15 protein-coding genes are annotated in these 17,664 nt (G+C 74.0%); 14 read left to right on the top strand and 1 reads right to left on the bottom strand.

Annotated elements, in window-relative coordinates:
* The first annotated feature begins 4 nt into the window (after positions 1 to 4).
* The 14 genes from ACIRU3_RS30590 to ACIRU3_RS30525 all read left to right on the top strand — a co-directional run bounded on the left by ACIRU3_RS30590 (position 5) and on the right by ACIRU3_RS30525 (position 16,439).
* Entirely contained in the window at positions 5 to 973 is a 969-nt protein-coding gene (locus tag ACIRU3_RS30590) for an ornithine carbamoyltransferase (RefSeq protein WP_404062885.1), read from the top strand.
* The gene (locus tag ACIRU3_RS30585; protein WP_404062882.1) at positions 970 to 2,349 is read left to right on the top strand and encodes an MFS transporter; all 1,380 of its coding nucleotides are present in this window, start codon (positions 970 to 972) and stop codon (positions 2,347 to 2,349) included. Before ACIRU3_RS30590 ends, ACIRU3_RS30585 begins: the two co-directional genes overlap by 4 nt.
* Before the next feature lie 110 nt (positions 2,350 to 2,459).
* Positions 2,460 to 3,260 carry a Tat pathway signal sequence domain protein gene (locus tag ACIRU3_RS30580; protein WP_404062880.1) on the top strand — a complete coding sequence of 267 codons (801 nt, stop codon included), beginning with the start codon at positions 2,460 to 2,462 and terminating at the stop codon, positions 3,258 to 3,260.
* A gap of 42 nt (positions 3,261 to 3,302) precedes the next feature.
* Complete coding sequence (locus ACIRU3_RS30575) at positions 3,303 to 4,502, top strand: inositol-3-phosphate synthase (protein ID WP_404062878.1); 1,200 nt, start codon at positions 3,303 to 3,305, stop codon at positions 4,500 to 4,502.
* Complete coding sequence (locus tag ACIRU3_RS30570; RefSeq protein ID WP_404062875.1) at positions 4,499 to 5,926, top strand: SCO3242 family prenyltransferase; 1,428 nt, start codon at positions 4,499 to 4,501, stop codon at positions 5,924 to 5,926. Before ACIRU3_RS30575 ends, ACIRU3_RS30570 begins: the two co-directional genes overlap by 4 nt.
* Positions 5,923 to 6,870, top strand: coding sequence for a sugar phosphate isomerase/epimerase family protein (locus tag ACIRU3_RS30565; RefSeq protein ID WP_404062873.1), 948 nt, complete (start codon positions 5,923 to 5,925; stop codon positions 6,868 to 6,870). Before ACIRU3_RS30570 ends, ACIRU3_RS30565 begins: the two co-directional genes overlap by 4 nt.
* Entirely contained in the window at positions 6,867 to 7,526 is a 660-nt protein-coding gene (locus tag ACIRU3_RS30560) for an EboA domain-containing protein (RefSeq protein WP_404062871.1), read from the top strand. Before ACIRU3_RS30565 ends, ACIRU3_RS30560 begins: the two co-directional genes overlap by 4 nt.
* Positions 7,527 to 7,558: 32 nt before the next feature.
* The gene (locus tag ACIRU3_RS30555; protein ID WP_404062869.1) at positions 7,559 to 8,416 is read left to right on the top strand and encodes a TatD family hydrolase; all 858 of its coding nucleotides are present in this window, start codon (positions 7,559 to 7,561) and stop codon (positions 8,414 to 8,416) included.
* A 9-nt stretch (positions 8,417 to 8,425) separates the two neighbouring features.
* Positions 8,426 to 9,583 (top strand): metabolite traffic protein EboE, encoded by a 1,158-nt coding sequence (gene eboE, locus ACIRU3_RS30550; RefSeq protein ID WP_404062866.1) that lies wholly within the window; start codon positions 8,426 to 8,428, stop codon positions 9,581 to 9,583.
* 29 nt (positions 9,584 to 9,612) lie between these two features.
* Positions 9,613 to 10,968: an alkaline phosphatase family protein gene (locus ACIRU3_RS30545; RefSeq protein WP_404062990.1), complete on the top strand. Its 1,356-nt coding sequence runs from the start codon at positions 9,613 to 9,615 to the stop codon at positions 10,966 to 10,968.
* Between the two features lie 30 nt (positions 10,969 to 10,998).
* Positions 10,999 to 11,817, top strand: a complete 819-nt coding sequence (locus ACIRU3_RS30540) for a 4'-phosphopantetheinyl transferase family protein (protein ID WP_404062863.1) — start codon at positions 10,999 to 11,001, stop codon at positions 11,815 to 11,817.
* Between the two features lie 177 nt (positions 11,818 to 11,994).
* The gene (locus ACIRU3_RS30535; protein ID WP_404062860.1) at positions 11,995 to 12,702 is read left to right on the top strand and encodes a hypothetical protein; all 708 of its coding nucleotides are present in this window, start codon (positions 11,995 to 11,997) and stop codon (positions 12,700 to 12,702) included.
* Between the two features lie 396 nt (positions 12,703 to 13,098).
* Positions 13,099 to 13,878: an ABC transporter ATP-binding protein gene (locus ACIRU3_RS30530; RefSeq protein ID WP_404062857.1), complete on the top strand. Its 780-nt coding sequence runs from the start codon at positions 13,099 to 13,101 to the stop codon at positions 13,876 to 13,878.
* On the top strand, positions 13,878 to 16,439 hold the full coding sequence (locus ACIRU3_RS30525) for an FtsX-like permease family protein (RefSeq protein ID WP_404062854.1): 2,562 nt from the start codon (positions 13,878 to 13,880) through the stop codon (positions 16,437 to 16,439). The genes ACIRU3_RS30530 and ACIRU3_RS30525 overlap by 1 nt, the downstream gene beginning before the upstream one ends.
* A 67-nt stretch (positions 16,440 to 16,506) precedes the next feature.
* Here the strand turns inward: ACIRU3_RS30525 and ACIRU3_RS30520 are convergent, their stop codons facing one another.
* On the bottom strand, positions 16,507 to 17,487 hold the full coding sequence (locus tag ACIRU3_RS30520) for a TauD/TfdA family dioxygenase (RefSeq protein WP_404062987.1): 981 nt from the start codon (positions 17,485 to 17,487) through the stop codon (positions 16,507 to 16,509).
* Positions 17,488 to 17,664 lie beyond the last annotated feature (177 nt).

The following is a 17,664-nucleotide window of genomic DNA, read 5'->3' as shown; positions in this document are numbered from 1 at the left end:
CCTCATGGACGTCCGTACGGACGGGCGCCGCGTGCGCCATCTCGTCTCCATCGACGACCTCACCGATCTGGAACTGCACCACATCGCGGAGCGCGGCGCGGAGTTCTCCGCCGGGCCGGCCGGCCCGGTCCGGCCGCTTGCGGGGATGGTCGCCGGCATCTACTTCGCCAAGACGTCCACCCGCACCCGGACCGCGTTCTCCTCGGGCGCACTCAGGCTCGGCGCCTCGCTCATCGCCTACGGACCCGGCGACCTGCAGCTCAACACCGGTGAGAGCACCGAGGACACCGGCCGGGTGCTCGCCGGCATGCTCGACGTCCTGGTCGCCCGCACCGCGGGACCGGAGGCCGAGCTGCGCGGCTGGGCGAGCCAAGGACGGATGGCGGTGGTCAACGCCATGAGCGCCGACGAGCATCCCACCCAGGCACTCACCGACCTGACCACGATGCTGCGGCACTTCGGCCGCATCGAGGGCCTGCGCGTGCTGTACGTCGGCGAGGGCAACAACACCGCGGCGGCCCTCGCCCTCGCCCTCACCCGGTACCCGGGCGTCGACTTCGAACTGCGCACCCCGCCCGGCTACGGCCTCAGCGCGTCCGTCCTGGACCGGGCGCGGGCGAACGCGGCCCGCACGGACGCGCGGATCACCGAGCGGCACGACATGGCGGCGCTCGACGGGTCGTACGACGTCATCTACACCACTCGCTGGCAGACCACCGGCACCAGCAAGCCCGACCCCGGCTGGCGGGAGATCTTCGCCCCGTTCCAGGTGAACCGTGCCCTGTGGGCGGCCAGCCCGCGAGCCGTCTTCATGCACGACCTGCCCGCGCACCGCGGCGAGGAGGTCACCGCCGAGATCCTGGACGGCCCGATGAGCATCGCCTTCGCCCAGGCCACCAACAAGATGCACAGCGCCATGGCGGTCCTGGAACACGTCCACGCCCCGGCTCTGGTCCCCCTGGCCGTCCGATGAGCGACACGGCACGACGGGCGGCCGTCGATCCGGCTGAGGTGCCGTGGCTGCTGGCGGAGGAGGGGAAGGAGCAGAGCGGGGACGCCGCGCCGGTGACCGCCGAGGAGGGCACGGGCGGTCACCCGGCGACTGCCGAGGCGCCCGCCGAGTCCGGCGCCCGGCCCCTGCGCCACAACCGGGACTTCCGGCTGCTGTGGGGCGGTGCCGGGCTCTCGCTGCTGGCCGGGCGGGCCACCGCGGTGGCCTATCCGCTGACCGTCCTGTGGGCGACCGGATCACCGGGTGACGCCGGGCTCGTCGGCACCGCCCTGCTGCTGCCGCAGCTGGTGATGCAGCTGCCCGGCGGCGCACTCGTGGACCGCTGGGACCGGCGCCGGGTCATGGTGGCCGCCGGACTCGGGCAGGCGCTCGTCACGGGGCTGGTCGTGGCTCTGCTGCTCAGCGGGCGCACCTGGCTGTGGGCGCTGCTCGTGGCCGCGTTCGCCGAGGGGACGCTCGGGGTGCTGCACCAGCTCGCCGAGCGGGCCGCCGTACCGAGTGTGGTCCCCGCCGAACAGCTGCCGGCCGCGCTGACCGGCAACGAGGCCCGCACCCGCGGGGCCGCGATCGCCGGCCAGCCGCTGGGCAGCGGACTGATCGGGCTGGCCACCGCCCTGCCCTATGCGGCCGCCGCCGTCGTCCAACTCGCCTCCGTGATATGTCTGTTCGGCATCCGTGGGCGGCTGCAGCAGCAGCGTGCCGCGCCGCCGGCCCGGCTCGGCACCGAGATCCGTGAGGGCCTGGTGTGGATGTGGCGGCAGCCCTTCCTGCGGGCGGTGATGACCGCGGTCGCCGTCACCAACGTCCTGTTCCAGGGCCTCAACCTGGCCGTGATGACCGGCATCCAGGACCGCCACGGCACCCAGTTCGAAGTGGGCCTGGTGCTCTCGCTGAGCGGGGCCGGGGGACTGGTCGGCGCCCTCACCGGCGGCTGGTGGCAGCACCGGCTGCGGCTGCGCACCCTCGTCCTCGGCGGCCTGCTCGCCTGGACCGCGCTCATGGCCCCGGTCGCCGCCGCACTGCACACACCGGTCCTGCTCGGCGCGCTGTTCGCGGCCAGCGGCTACGTCGGCGGAGTCTTCAACGTGGCCGGCGGTGTCCTGCTGGTGCGGGCCGCCCCCGACCGGATGCGCGGCCGCGCCAACTCGCTCGCGAACCTCGTCGGTTCGGGCGCCATGGCGGCGGGTCCGGTGGCCGCCGGCTTCCTGCTCGAAGCCACCGGGGCCGTCCGCTCGGTGCTGGCGCTCAGCGCGGTCATGGCCCTCACGGCCGTCTGCGCCCTGCTCTCGCCGGGCCTGCGCAAGGCCCCCTACCCCGAGTCCGAAAGCCCGGCCTGACCTGCCGCTTCCCGGTATAGGCCGCCCATAGGGCGGACCCGGAAAGTCGTAGCAGGGAAACGCTTCGCCCCGCGTCAACGAAAACGCTTCGCCCCTCGTAAGGAGAACCCATGTCGCTCAACACCCTGGACCGGAGGGGCGCGCTGCGGGCCGCCCTCGGCGTGGCCGGCGCGGCCGCCGCCACGACGCTGATCGGCGCGGCCCCGGCCTCGGCCGCCGGCAACCGCTGCCACCCCTCCCACCCGTCCCTGCCGGACGTGCCGGGCATGGTCGGCGACCGCTGGGCCAACGAGTTCTGGTACCAGTACGACGAAATGTCCTACTACACCCCCTCGCAGGAGATGAAGGACGCCGTCGCCGCCATCACCACCCCCTTCGGCGGCTTCACCAAGACGTACGACGCCTGGCTCGCCACCCGCAAGAGCGGCCGCTACCCGCGCAGCTACCTGGAGCTGATCCGGCCCAACAAGGACGCCTTCGAGGTCCTCTCGCGCAACCAGCTCGCGGTCTACGACAAGTTCTACGGCCGTGACCCGCGCGGACTCGTCCTCGCCTTCCAGGAGTTCGGCCAGGGCACGCTGTTCGACCCGCGCCGCCCGGACGGCCAGAAGGTACACATGATGAACTACACGCCGCCGGAGCCCACGCACGCCTACCACCGCTGGCACCCGTTCCTCAGCGGCTTCGTGCTGCTCGGCATCAAGCCCCGCTGGTGGACCCACGTCGACCGGCTCGCGGGCGCCGCCTGGGAGCTGCAGTCGCTGGCCCAGCCGATCACCGACCACACCGACAACCCGCACCTGCCGAAGCACACCGTGCGCCGCGTCACCGCCAAGTGGCTGCACCGCGACCGTGCCGAGCTGGACGCGGCCTTCGACGTCTCCCCGTTCCCGGCCGACCTCGGCAAGTAGCCCTCGTCCCGTACGGCACCACCAGCAGGAGGCAAGCCCACCATGCAGGACACTGACCGTTCCCCCGGAACCTCCCCCCGCGTCGGCGTCTGGCTGGTCGGCGCCCGTGGCTCGGTCGCGACCACGGTGGTCGCCGGCACGGCCGCGATCGCCGCTGATCTGGCCTCCCCGACCGGATGCGTCACCGAGTCCCCCGTCTTCCGTGACGCATCCCTGCCGGCCCTCGCCGACCTCGTGTTCGGCGGCCACGACATCGTCGACGTGCCGCTGCCGGCGAGGGCCGGCCACCTGGCCGACGCGGGCGTACTGCCCGCCCGCGCCGTCGCCGCCGTACGGCCCGCCCTGGAGGCCGCCGACCGGGAGATCCGCGACGGCTCCCCGCAGGCGGGCGAACCCCAGTACACGACCGCCCGCCGGCTCGCCGCCGACATCACGGACTTCCGCGCCCGGCACGGCCTGGAGCAGGTCGTCGTCGTGAACGTCTCCTCCACCGAGCCCCTGCCCGACCCCGACCCCGCCTTCCTCGACCTCGCCGACCTCGACAAGGCGCTGGCGACCAGCACCGGCCTGCTCCCGCCCAGCTCCCTGTACGCGTACGCCGCCTTCCACGCCGGCTGCGCCTACGTCAACTTCACCCCGTCCGCCGGTGCCGCGCTGCCCGCCCTGGAGGAACTGGCCCGGCTGCGCGGGGTGCCGCACGCGGGGCGCGACGGCAAGACCGGCGAGACGCTGGTCAAGAGCGCCCTCGCGCCGATGTTCGCGCAGCGCGCGCTGCGCGTGCGCTCCTGGTCGGGCACCAACCTGCTCGGCGGCGGCGACGGGGCGACCCTCGCCGACCCGGCGGCCGCGCGCAGCAAGACCGAGTCCAAGCAGCGTGCCCTCGAAGAGACCGTGGGCCACGCCGTCGAGGGCCAGGTGCACATCGACAACGTGCCCGAGATGGGCGAGTGGAAGACCGCCTGGGACCACATCTCCTTCGAGGGCTTCCTCGGCGTCCGGATGTCCCTGCAGTTCACCTGGCAGGGCTGTGACTCGGCCCTCGCCGCGCCCCTGATCCTGGACCTCGTCCGGCTCGCGGCCCTGGCCCACCGGCGCGGCGAGAGCGGCGCGCTGCCCGCCCTCGGCTTCTTCTTCAAGGACCCGGTGTCCTCGACGGAACACAACCTGACACTCCAGTACGGCCACCTCGTCACCTGGGCCGGCAGCACCGACCGGACACGGTTGCCCGAGGGGGCGCGGTGAGCGGCGTGCGGGTGGCCGGCCTGCGGCGGGCCATGATGAGCGCGGTGACGGCCACCCGCACGCAGCGGGCGACCGGCTCCACCGCGCCGTCCCCCCGGACCGCGGCGGCCACCGCCTCGGCACCCCGGACGCCCCGGCCCGGCGGGTCGCTCGCCGAACTGGTCCGAGCGGCCCGGGAGACGGCCGGCGCCTGCCGGGAGGCGGCGCGGGCAGCGGGAAGCGCGTTTCGCGCGGCTCGCGGGGGCGGACTGCCGTCCGGCGAGAGAGGCGACGAGGCGCCCGGCCCGCCGGGTGCCGCCGCCGGAGCCTCGGCCGCAGCCGGTGCCGCCACCGACGCGTCCGCCCCCGGGCACGGCGCTGCCGATGCCCCGGCCGGTACCGGATCTCGCATCGGCCGGCCGTACGACACCGGCTACCGTCCCCGCTCCGTCGCCCTGCGCCGACGGGCCCGTGACGTGGCCGAGCTGGTACGGGCGCCCGCCGCACTGACCGTGCCCGGCGACGTGTTCGCCGGGGCGCTGGCCGTCGGGCGCCCCGCCGGCGGGCGGACGCTGCTGCTGGCCGCGTCCTCCGTCAGCCTGTACTGGGCCGGCATGGCGCTCAACGACTGGGCGGACCGGGAGGAGGACGCCGTGGAACGCCCCGAGCGGCCGGTGCCGTCCGGCAGGATCGGCGCTGTTGCCGCGCTCGGCATCGCCGCGGGCCTCACCGCGGCGGGCCTCGGCCTGGGCGCGCTGGCCGGCGGCCGGCGGGTGCTGCTGCGCCGCACGCTGCCCCTGGCGGCCGCCGTCTGGGCGTACGACCTCGGCCTGAAGCGAACCCCGCTCGGCCCCCTCGCGATGGCGGCGGCGCGCACCCTCGACGTCCTGCACGGCACGGGCCCGGCCCCGGCCGCCCCGGCCCTGCGCGCCGCGGCCACGGCCGGCCTGCACACCTGGGCGGTGACACGTCTCAGCCACCACGAGGTGGACGGCGGGGCGGGCCGTGAGCCGCTGGTCTCGCTGGCGGTCACGGCGGTGAGCGCGCTCGGCGTGAGCGGCGTGGCGGGAGCGGTCTCGGGCTCACCTGACCGGGCCCGGCGGCTTCCCGGCGTGCACGACGGCGCCGGAACGCTCCCGGGCGGCGCCGGCAGCGTCCGCCCGGCCCGGCTTCCCTCCCTGCGCGGGCTGTCGGCCCCGCAGCGCGCCGTGCCTCTCCTCGCCTCCGCCGCCTATGCCACGACCTGCGCCCGCGCCCAGTGGGCCGCTCTGCGCGACCCGGGAGACCCGGCACGGATCAGGACCGCGGTCGGCGCGGGGATCCACGCGCTGCTGCCACTGCAGGCGGCCCTGGTCGCCCGGTCCGGGGCTCCCCGGCTCGCCGTGGTCCTTGCCGCCGGCCTCCCGCAGGCTGCCCGACTCGCCAGGAAGGTGTCCCCGACATGACCGCCGGAGGCCTCCGCTTCGGGTACGGCACCAACGGCTTCGCCGACCACCGGCTCCCCGACGCCCTCCGCGTCCTTGCCGGGCTCGGTTACGACGGAGTCGCCCTGACCCTCGACCACCAGCACCTCGACCCCTGCGCACCCGGCCTCGCAGCCCGCGTCCGCCGCGTCGGCCGGGACCTGCGGCGCGCCGGACTCGCCGTCGTCGTGGAGACCGGGGCGCGTTACCTGCTCGACCCGCTGCGCAAGCACCGGCCCACCCTGGTCAGCGCCGAACCCGAAGGACGCGCCGCCCGGCTGGAGCTGCTGCGCCGGGCCGTCCGGACCGGGGCCGAACTGGAGGCGGAGGCCGTGCACTTCTGGAGCGGCACGCCCGATCCCGGCACCAGCCCGGAGCAGGCCTGGCGGCGGCTGGAGGAGGGCTGCGCGGCAGCACTCGCGGAGGCCGAGCGTGCCGGCATCGACCTGGCCTTCGAGCCGGAGCCCGGCATGCTCGTCGAGGACCTCGCGGGGTACCGGCGGCTGCTGCGCGCCCTGGGCGGCCACGAGCGGTTCCGGCTCACCCTCGACATCGGGCACTGCCGCTGTCTGGAGCCGTGGCCGGCGGAACGCTGTGTGGAGCTGGCGGCCGACCGGCTGGCCCATGTGCAGATCGAGGACATGCGACGCGGGGTGCACGAGCACCTCCCGTTCGGCGACGGGGAGATCGACTTCCCCCCGGTCCTGGAGGCTCTGCGCACCGTCCGTTACCCGGGCCTGGTCTCCGTCGAACTGCCCCGCCACAGCCACGCGGCAGCGGCGACGGCCCGCCACAGCATCGAGTTCCTGCACCGCACGGCCACCATCCGCCCCCGCCCCGCCACGGGCGCCCCCGCGCCTGCCCATGGCGAGGTGGCCGCGCAGGGGCCACCCGTATCCGTCCCGAAGGAGGCCGCCCCGCTATGACCGCGCCCACGCTCGCGCAGGCTCCCGGCACCGTCCACGACGCCCTGACCCTGCGCACCCTGAAGGAGTCCCTGCTCTCCGTCCTGACCGGACCGCAGCGAATCCGGCTCGCCGAGGACACCGCGGCCGTCGCCGCACAGGGGCCGACCGCCCTCGACACCCTCTTCCCCGCAGCCGGCCGGCACTACGGCCGGGGCCCCCTCCCCGGCTGGGCCGACTGGCAGGTGGAGGACGGCATCCGCACCCTTCTGCTCACCAAACTCCCGCCCCGGGGAGCAGAGCCGGCGGAGGAAGCCGCCGCCAGGTACCGGGGCGGCGACGCGGCCGAACGCCGCGGCGTGCTGCGGGCCCTGCCGTTCCTGCCGATCGGCGACGCCGGCCTCGTCCTCACCGACGACGCCCTGCGCACCAACGACACCCGTCTGATCGCCGCCGCGCTCGGCCCCTACGCCCGTACCCACCTGGACCAGTACCGCTGGCGCCAGGCCGTCCTGAAGTGCCTGTTCACCGGCATACCGCTGCGCACGGTGGCCGGACTGCGCGAGCGCCGCGACGCAGAACTGGCCCGCATGGCACTGGGGTTCGCCGCCGAGCGGCGGGCCGCGGGCCGCACCGTGCCCGCCGACCTGTGGCTCGTCGCCACCCCCGAGAACTGACCGAACCCACTCCCGAGCGGAAAGCCCCGGCCATGCGCATCTTCGATCCACACATCCACATGACGTCCCGTACGACGGACGACTACAAGGCGATGCACGCCGCGGGCGTCCGTGCCCTGGTCGAGCCCGCGTTCTGGCTGGGCCAGCCGCGCACCTCCCCGGGCAGCTTCACCGACTACTTCGACTCCCTGCTCGGCTGGGAGCCGTACCGCGCCGCCCAGTTCGGCATCCGCCACCACTGCACCATCGGACTCAACCCGAAGGAGGCGAACGACCCGCGCTGCACACCCGTCCTCGACCAGCTGCCCCGCTACCTCGCCAAGGACGGTGTCGTGGCCGTCGGAGAGATCGGCTACGACACCGTCACCGAGGCCGAGGACCACGCCTTCGCCGCGCAGCTCGCCCTCGCCGTCGAGTTCGGGCTGCCCGCCCTGGTCCACACCCCGCACCGCGACAAGGCCGGCGGCACTCAGCGCTCCCTGGACGTCGTCCGGGAGTCCGGCATCGACCCGGCGCACGTCGTCCTGGACCACCTCAACGAGGTCACCGTCGACGAGGTGGCCGGCACCGGCTGCTGGATGGGCTTCTCCATCTACCCCGACACCAAGATGACCCCCGAGCGCATGGTCGCCATCCTCCGGCGCCACGGCACCGAACGCATGCTGGTCAACTCGGCCGCCGACTGGGGCCACAGCGACCCGCTGCTGACCCGGGCCACCGCCGAGGCCATGCTCGCCGCCGGGTTCGACGCGGACGACGTGGACCGCGTGCTGTGGCGCAACCCGGTCACGTTCTACGGCCAGTCCGGCCGGCTCGACCTCGACGGCTACAACGACACCCAGGCCGCAGGCCTGTTCGCGGGCAACTCCATCGCCCGCGGCGGGAGCTGAGGAGCAGTCATGCGTGTGCGACACCCGGACGGCAGTACCGTCCACCTGGCGTACTGCACCAACGTGCACCCCGCCGAGAGCCTCGACGGCATCATCGGCCAGCTCGCCGCCTACGCCGAGCCGGTGCGGGTCGCGGCCGGCGCCGAGCGGATCGGTGTCGGGCTGTGGCTGCCCGCCGAGACCGCGGGGCGACTGGCCGCCGATCCCGCGGCCGTCGCCCGGCTGCGCCGCGAACTGACAGCGCGCGGGCTGGAGACGGTCACCCTCAACGGTTTCCCCTACCGCGGTTTCCACGCCCGGGTCGTCAAACGGGCCGTGTACTACCCGGACTGGTCGGAACCCGCCCGCCTGGAGTACACGCTGGACCTCGCCCGGGTGCTGGCCGGGCTGCTGCCGGAGGGGGCCCGCGGGTCCATCTCCACCCTGCCGCTGGCCTGGCGCACCGTGTGGACGTCCGCGCAGCGCGCCATGGCCGCCCGCCAGCTGGACGCGCTAGCCGAAGGCCTGAAGCAGATCGCCGCCGACACCGGCCGTACCGTCCGGGTCGGCATCGAACCTGAGCCCGGCTGCGTCGTGGAGCGCACCGACCAGGCAGTCGACGCGCTGGCCGGCACCGACTCCGAGTGGATCGGCCTGTGCCTGGACGCCTGTCACCTCGCCGTCGCCCACGAGGACCCCTCGGCGGTGCTGGCCCGGCTGCGCGAGGCGGGGATCCCCGTCGTCAAGCTCCAGGCCTCCACCGCGCTGGAGGTCGCCGACCCCGCCGACCCGGTCGTACGGGAGCTGCTCGCGGACTTCGCCGAGCCCCGCTTCCTGCACCAGACCCGGGAGCCGTCCGGCGGCGGCCGGCTGCTGGGCACCGACGACCTCGGCCCCGCGCTGTCCGGCGCGCTGCCCGGCCACCGGCCCTGGCGCATCCACTACCACGTGCCCCTGCACCAGGACCCGCGCCCGCCGCTGGCGAGCACCCGTCCGGTGCTGCGCGAGACCCTGCGGGCGCTGCTGGGCGGGGAGCGGGCGCTCACCGATCACATCGAGGTCGAGACCTACACCTGGTCCATGCTGCCCGGCCGCCGGGACGAGGCCCTCGCGGCCGGTCTGGCCGCCGAACTGACCTGGCTCCGGGACGAGTTGACGGCCCTCGGGCTGCCCGAGGAGGCATCGTGAGCAGCGGTCGTACGACGACGGGGACGGCCGTGCTGTGCACGGTCGGCCTGACACCGCGGCTGCTGGCGGAGATGCCGCATGTGAAGGCGGTCGGCGAGCAGGGCTTCACCGCCCGTCTGGACACGGTGTTCCCCGCCGTCACCGCCACCGTGCAGGCCACCCTCACCACGGGGCTGCTGCCGCGCGCGCACGGGGCGGTAGCCAACGGCTGGTACCACCGCGACCACGGCGAGGTCATGATGTGGCGCCAGCACAACGCCCTGGTGGAGGGCGAGAAGGTGTGGCAGACGGCCCGCCGCCGCGACCCGGACCACTCGACCGCCTACCTGTGCTGGTGGTGGGCGATGGGCGCCGACGTGGACACGATCCTCACCCCGCGGCCGGTTTACCACCACGACGGCCGCAAGTCCCCCGACTGCTACACCGTGCCCGCCGGACTGCGCGACGAACTCACCGCCGCACAGGGCGAGTTCCCACTGTTCCAGTACTGGGGTCCGACGGCGTCGATCGCCTCCACCCGCTGGATCGCCGGCGCCGCCCGTTACGTCGTCGACCGCCGCCGCCCCGACCTGACCTTCGTCTATGTGCCGCACCTGGACTACGACCTGCAGCGCTACGGCCCCGACAGCCCGCAGGCGGTCCGCGCGGCCCGGGAGACGGACGCCGCGCTCGCCCCCCTGCTCGCGGACCTGCGCGATCGGGGCACGACGGTGGTGGCGCTCAGCGAGTACGGCATCACACCGGTCAGCCGGCCCGTCGACGTCAACCGCGCGCTGCGCCGCGCCGGGCTGCTGGAGGTGTACACCCAGCGCGGCATGGAGTACCTCGACCCGTACACCTCCCGGGCGTTCGCCGTCGCCGACCACCAGGCCGCCCATGTGTACGTCGCCGACCCCGTCGACATCCCGCGGGTGCGGGACGTGCTGAAGGCGGTGGACGGCGTCGACGAGATCCTGGACCGCACCCAGCAGGAGGCGTACGGCATCGACCACCCCAACGCCGGCGAACTGGTGCTGGTGTCGGAACCGGACGCCTGGTTCACGTACTACTACTGGCTCGACGACGACCACGCACCCGACTTCGCGCGCGGCGTCGAGATCCACCGCAAGCCGGGCTACGACCCCGCCGAGCTGTTCTTCGACCCGTCGATCCCGGCGGTGAAGGCCAAGGCGGCGTGGACCGTGCTGCGCAAGAAGGCCGGGATGCGCGCACCGCTGAACGTGGTGCCGCTCGATCCCGGCCTGGTCAGGGGCAGCCACGGACGGCTGCCCTCGGACGACCGGGACGGGCCGCTGCTGCTGTGCTCGGACCCGGCTCAGGAACGGGACCGCTACCACGCCACCGAGGTCAAGGAACTGCTCCTGCGCCTCAACGGACTGGCCTGAGACCGGCCGTGACGAGAGAGAGGAGGACGGATGACCACGCGACCGGCCACGGCCGCCGCGCACATCGACCACGCGGCGGACGTCGGCGAGGTGTACGTACCCGAGACGGCACGCGCGGTGGTGGCGCGGCTGCGGGAGAGCGGCGCGGCCCATGTGTGGTGGTGGCCGCTCGGCGAGGCGACCGACCCGGCGGACTTCGTTCTGCTGGACGAGCAGGAACGGGCTCGCATGCGGCGCTTCCACGCGCCACGGGACGCGGCGGCGTTCACCACGACCCGGGCGGGCGCGCGACGCGCGGTGGCCGGGCTGCTGGGCGTACCGGCGCACACCGTGCGCTTCGGCCGGCGCATCTGTCCGGGCTGCGGTGACGCGGACCACGGCCCGCCCGCCGTGGTCCGGCCCCCGGTCCCGTTGGCGATCAGCCTCTCCCGCACCGACGGGTGCGGGGTGCTGGCGGTCCGGGCGGGTGACTGGGTGGGCGTGGACGTGGAGGCGTACCGGCCGATGGAGTCGGAGGCCCTGGCCCAGCTGGTCCTGACGCCGGGGGAGACCGACACGATCCTGTCCCTGCCTCCGGGCACCTCCCGTACGGCCCTCTTCCACCGCGCCTGGACCCGCAAGGAGGCGGTGGTGAAGGCGGTGGGCCTCGGCCTGCTGGGCATGCCCCTGAACACCCTGGACGTGGCCCCGGGACAGGAGGGCCCCCTCACGGTGGCCCACATCCACGAAGGCCGCACGACCACCTGGCACGTGGAGGACCTGGACCTGAACGGCCCCTGGTCGGCGTCCTTGGCCCGCCCGTCGGCCTCCGCCCCCCTGGGCCCGGTCCACCTCCACCCTCCGGCCTGACCGGGCTTCCCCGATCAGGGCTCCGCGCAACCCCCCGGCGCGGAGCCCGCCCCACCTCGGTGCCGATCCCCCCTCGGTCACCGAGTGCCGCGGTTCCCGGCCCCCGGCCCTCCCCGGCGGAGGCCGGGAACCGCTTCGTATCCGGCCCCGAGCCGTCGTCGCAGCCAGGGAGTACCGATGAGCCGACCCACCCACGGAACCCTCACCGACCGCGCGTCCGAGGCCCGGGCGGAAGTCCGGGACGCCCCGGCGTCCGTGGCGGGGCCGGTCCGGACAGGGCCGCCGCACACCCCGCCACCCCGGCCCGCCGCCGTGGCCGCCGGAGTCGTCGCGGCCGCGGGCGTGCTCGTGGCCGGTGGGCTGGCGGGAGGGGCCTTGCGGGGATTCCTCGACCGGATGGCCGGGGTCGTGGCGCTCGTCGCCCTGTCGCTGGCCGTGATGCTGGGGCTGGCGACCGCGCTGCGGGGCCTGCTGCCGCCCCGGCCGCGCACCGGCGCCCAGCATCTGCACCGGGCCCTCGGAGTGCTCGGTGTCGGCTTCCTGCTGCTGCACATCGGCGTGAAGGTGGCCGGCGGCCGGGTCGCCGCGACGGCCGCCGCGTTCGGCTGGGGCAGCGGTGACGCGCTGGTCGGCCTCGGCACCCTGGCCTGCTGTCTGTTCCTCCTCGCCGTCGCCACCGGCGTCTGGCGCGGCGTGTTCGCCTCCCGCCGCTGGATCCGCCCCTTCCGGATCCTCCACGGCGCCTCCTACGCCGGCTGGCTGGCCGCGGTGATCCACGGCCTCACGGCGGGCCGGGCACCGGCCGCGTGGGTCGTCGCCGCGTACGCCATCTGCCTCACGGCAACCGCGGCGACCCTCGTCCACCGCCGCCTGCGCACCCGCTGACCACCACCCCCATCACCGCCCCGGCGCCGGACCCGGCCACCGGACCGGGCATCTGCTCCCGGGAGTCGGCCGGGCCGGTTGGGGTTCAGGCCACGCGGGTGGGGCGTCCGGCCGGGCGCCTCGGTATCGACCGGGGCGTCTGCTCGGGCGCTGCCCTGTCGGCCGGCCGGCCGAGTCGGGTGGGGGACACCGACGCGCACGGCGGCGCGGCCGAAACGCGTCGCTCAGCCCCCGCGCCGACGGCCCCGGCCGAAAATCATCCGTCAACTCCCGTGCGGGTCCGCGACCATAGCCCCGATATAGATCGCCCGGCCACGTTCGTCCCGATGCTCCTTCGCTGCCGGCGGAGGTCAGCTGTCGACCCCCACGACGATGGATGGAGAGGACTGGTCACGCATGAGGACCGAGAGGACCAACACCCAGCCGCGCAGCGGCACGGGAGCCCGAAGCCACGCCCTGCGCCTTGAGGAGGTCACCAAGGTCTACGGCCGTGGCGGCCGGGGTGTCCGGGCCCTCGACGGAGTCACCGTGGACATCGCCCGCGGCTCCTTCACCGCCGTCATGGGGCCGTCCGGCTCCGGCAAGTCGACGTTCCTGCACTGCGCGGCCGGCCTGGACAAGCCGACCTCGGGCCGCGCCTTCATCGGCGACACGGAACTGGGCGGGATGAACGAGACCCAGCTCACCAAGCTGCGCCGCGAACGCATCGGCTTCGTCTTCCAGGCGTTCAACCTGGTACCCGCTCTGTCCGTGCGGCAGAACGTGGAGCTTCCGCTCCGCCTGTCCGGCTCCCGCCTGGACCGCCAGTGGCTGGAGGACATCCTGCTGCGCGTCGGCCTCGGCGGCCGGGCCGCCCACCGCCCGTCCGAACTCTCCGGCGGCCAGCAGCAGCGCGTGGCGATCGCCCGCGCCCTGATCACCCGCCCCGACGTCATCTTCGGCGACGAGCCCACCGGCGCCCTCGACACCGTCACCGCCAAGGAGATCCTCTCCCTGTTGCGCAACTGCGTGGACGAGACCGGCCAGACCGTCGTCATGGTCACCCACGACCCGGTCGCCGCCGCCTACGCCGACACCGTCCTGTTCCTCGCCGACGGACGCATCGCCGACCGTATGCACGCCCCGACCGCCGAGCGCGTCGCCGACCGTATGACGCACCTGGGAGCGTGGGCCTGATGCTGCGCTACGCCTTCCAGACCCTCAGGGCGCGCAAGGGCGGCTTCATCGGCGCGTTCCTGGCCCTGATGTGCGCGGCCGCCCTGGTCACCGCGTGCGGCATCCTCCTGGAGACCGGTCTGCGCGGCACCATCGGCACCGAGCGGTACGCCGGCGCGCCGGTCATCGTCGGCGGTGACCAGAACGTCCACCAGACCACCGTCAAGCACAAGAAGGGCAAGACCAAGGTCAAGCACAAGGCCAAGCCGCTCGCCGAGCGCGTCTGGCTGCCCGCCGCGACGGTCGACAAGCTCCGCTCCGTGGCAGGCGCCCGGGCGGTCGTGCCCGAAGTCACCTTCCCCGCCCACGCGGTGAGCCCCAAGGGACAGGTCGTCCCGGGTGTCGACGACAAGCCCTCCTACGGGCACGCCTGGACCTCGGCCGCCCTCACCCCGTTCAAGCTCGTCGCCGGCCACGCCCCCGGCGCCGCCGGTGACGTCGTCGTGGACCGCGAACTCGCCTCCCGCACCGGTATCAAGCCGGGCGCGAAGCTCACCGTGCAGTCCACCGACGCCCCGCGCAGCTACACCGTGACCGGCATCGCGGCCCCGGCCGACGGCGACCTCAAGCAGCAGACCTCGCTGTTCTTCTCCGCCGACGAGGCACAGCGGCTGTCGGGCCGGGACGGCCAGGTGTCCGCGATCGGCGTGCTGCCCAAGCAGGGCGTGTCCACCGGCGAACTCGCCGACCAGGTGCGCAAGGCGCTCGACGGCACCACCGCCCAGGTGGCCACCGGCGGCGACCGCGGCCCGGTCGAGTTCCTGGACGCGGCCAAGGCCCGGGTGAAGCTGGTCTCCATGGGCGGTGCCATCGGCGGCACCTCGCTGCTCGTGGCGATCCTCGTCGTCGTGGGCACCTTCGCCCTGTCGATCCAGCAGCGGTACCGCGAACTGGCCCTGCTGCGCGCCATCGCCGCCACACCGAAGCAGGTGCGGCAGCTGATCGGCCGGGAGGCTCTGATCGTCGGGCTGCTCGCCGGACTCACCGGATCGCTGCTGGGGCTGCCCATCGCGTACTGGCTGCACCGGAAGTTCGTCGATTTCAAGGCGATCCCGGACACGCTGCAGGTGACCTTCAGCGTCTTCCCGTTCTTCGCCGCCGTCGGCGCCGCCCTGCTGGGCGCGTGGGCCGCGGCCCGGATCTCCGCCCGCCGCACCGCCCGGATCCGCCCCGCCGAGGCACTCGCCGAGTCCGCGGTCGAGCGGCCCGGGTTCGCCTGGGGACGGCTGCTGTCCGGAATCCTCACGCTGGCCGGCGGGATCGTCCTGCTCGTGGTGCTCAGCGTGCTGAACACCGAGCCCGCGTCCACCCCGGTGACGTTCCTGACGGTCGTGGTGCTCGCGGTCGCGGTGTCGCTGCTCGGCCCGCTCATCGCCCGGATCGCCGTGGCCCTGCTCGGTGTGCCGCTGCGGGCCTCGCGCGTCGCCGGACACCTCGCCACCGCCAACGTCCGCGCCAACACCAAGCGGATGGCTTCCGCGATCACCCCGCTGGCGCTGCTGATCGGCATGGCCTGCACGGTGTTCTTCGTGCAGACCACGATGGGCGACGCGGCCACCGCCCAGGCCCGCGAGGGCAACAAGGCGGACTGGGTGGTGGCCTCCGCCGGCCCCGGCGTCCCGGAGCAGGCGACCGCGGCCCTGCGGCAGACTCCCGGCGTCACGGCCGTCACCGAGGTCGTACGGACCTCCGTGCGGATCGGACTCGACAAGTACCCGGCGCAGGGCCTGTCCACCCAGGGGCTGCGCGAGACCTGGGACCCGGACGTCCGGAAGGGCACGCTGAACGGCTTCGAGGACGGCAGCGTCGCGATGAGCGAGGTCGCCGCCGACCACCTCGGCAAGAAGCCCGGCGACACCCTGAAGGTGACCCTCGGCGACGGCACCGTCGTCCAGCTGAAGGTCGCCGCCGTCTACTCCCGCGGCCTCGGCTTCGGCGATCTCACCATGAGCCACGAGCTGGTCTCCCGGCACGTCGACAACCCGCTCGCCTCCTCCGTCCTGGTGCGCACCAGCGGTGACGGCAAGGCGGGACGCGAGCAACTGCAGAAGGCCGTCGGGCAGTTCCCCGGCGTCGGCGTCCTCGACCGTGCCCAGGTCGAGGATCTGCAGGCCGAGGTCCAGCAGAACAACGCCGAGGTCAACTACGTGGCCATGGGTCTGATCATCGCGTTCACCGCGATCGCCGTGGTCAACACGCTCGCCATGTCGGTCTCCGACCGGCTCCGCGAGTTCGCGCTGCTGCGCCTGGTGGGCACCACCCGCCGCCAGGTCATGGGCATGCTGCGCATCGAGGCGGGCATCGTCGTCCTCGTCGCGGCCGCGCTCGGCACCGGTATCGCCTACGCCGTGCTCACCGCGTTCAGCATCGGCATGACCGGCTCGGCGGCGCCCTCCGTGGCACCGCTGACCTATCTCGCCGTGCTCGGCTTCGGCGGCCTGCTGGCCCTGCTGGCCACCGTGGTGCCCGGCAGGCTGGCACTGTCCGGACGCCCCGCGGACGTCATCGGCGCACGGCAGTGACCCGTGCCCGAGCCTGAAGGGCCGGCCCCTCGTGGGGGCCGGCCCTTCAACCGGTCTGCGCAGTCCCTCAGCTGAGGACCGGGCCGCCGCCACGCCGGTCCACCCGGCTGCGCCGGTTGTCCAGATGTGCGTACACCCGTTCCAGCCAGCGGTCCTCACCGTCGTAGCGCGGGGTGAAGGAGGTACGGCCGTGCACCGCGACCCGGTTGTCGACCACCGCCAGGTCACCGACCCGCAGCCGGTGCGCGGCCATCGTCGCCACGAACGCCTCCCGCAGCTCGGCCATCGCCGCCTTCGCGTGCTCGTCCAGCGGGTGCGTGGCGGCGAAGTCCACCAGGACATTGGGATCGTCGAGGTCGCCCTGCAGGACCGGGTGGGCCGGCCGGACTCCGTCCAGCGCACCGAAGGAGGGCGGCGGCTCCGTCAGGAAGCGCGGCTCGGCCAGCACGCGCCGCGTCTGTTCGGTCAGCAGCGGCAGCGCCCGGCGGATGGACGAGGTGCACAGCTTGGCGTCCCCCGTGGGGTCCTCGCGCATGCACAACAGGCCCACGTAGTCGGGGCGGTTGTCGTGGAAGGCGTTTTCGACGTGCAGTTCCAGCAGCACGGAACCGGCGTTGCTCTGGGAATCCTCCTTTCCGGGAACCGGCACCACGTTCTGCACCAGGGCACCGCTCTTCTCGTTCCGGAATGCGATGACCTCACCGAGTTGCAGCATGACCGACACGATGGCGGCGGCCGCCGTGGTGGGAGCGTGCTCCACGGAATTCGGCACGCCCGGCGTCGGCGGCAGCGGATCGCCCGCGGTCACCGGCAGGTTGCGCAGCAGCAGCACCCCGTCCGCACCCGGGTCGTGCCGGAACGCGCGCAGCGTGCCGAGCAGCGTCCGGGGCAGCAGCGAGGTGGCCTCGCGGGCCGCGCCCAGCCAGTCGGGGGAGTCGATGAACCGGTGCTCCGGGCCGGTCAGCCGCCCGGCCAGCGCGACCAGGCCGGTCTTCTCCGCCGCGGTGATGTCATGCGCGGTCACCGTGCTTTCGGCGGCTGGAGCCAGAATCTCTATCTGCGTCACAGCGTTGTCCTCAGGTCGACGGCATTGCTCGGGAAAGTCTCCGGGCAACGCCTATCGCGACCCTATGGAAAAGGGCCGTGAACGCCGTATAGGGCGGAAATAGCGGCCCGGCGGAACCTGGCCCCGCAGAAGTCCGCCAAAAGGCCGGACGGAATCCGT

The sequence above is a fragment of the Streptomyces sp. NPDC101151 genome (assembly GCF_044768335.1).
GTDB lineage: Bacteria > Actinomycetota > Actinomycetes > Streptomycetales > Streptomycetaceae > Streptomyces.
The sequence above is the reverse complement of the archived record's forward strand: the minus strand, read 5'-3'. Positions and strand labels throughout refer to the sequence as shown.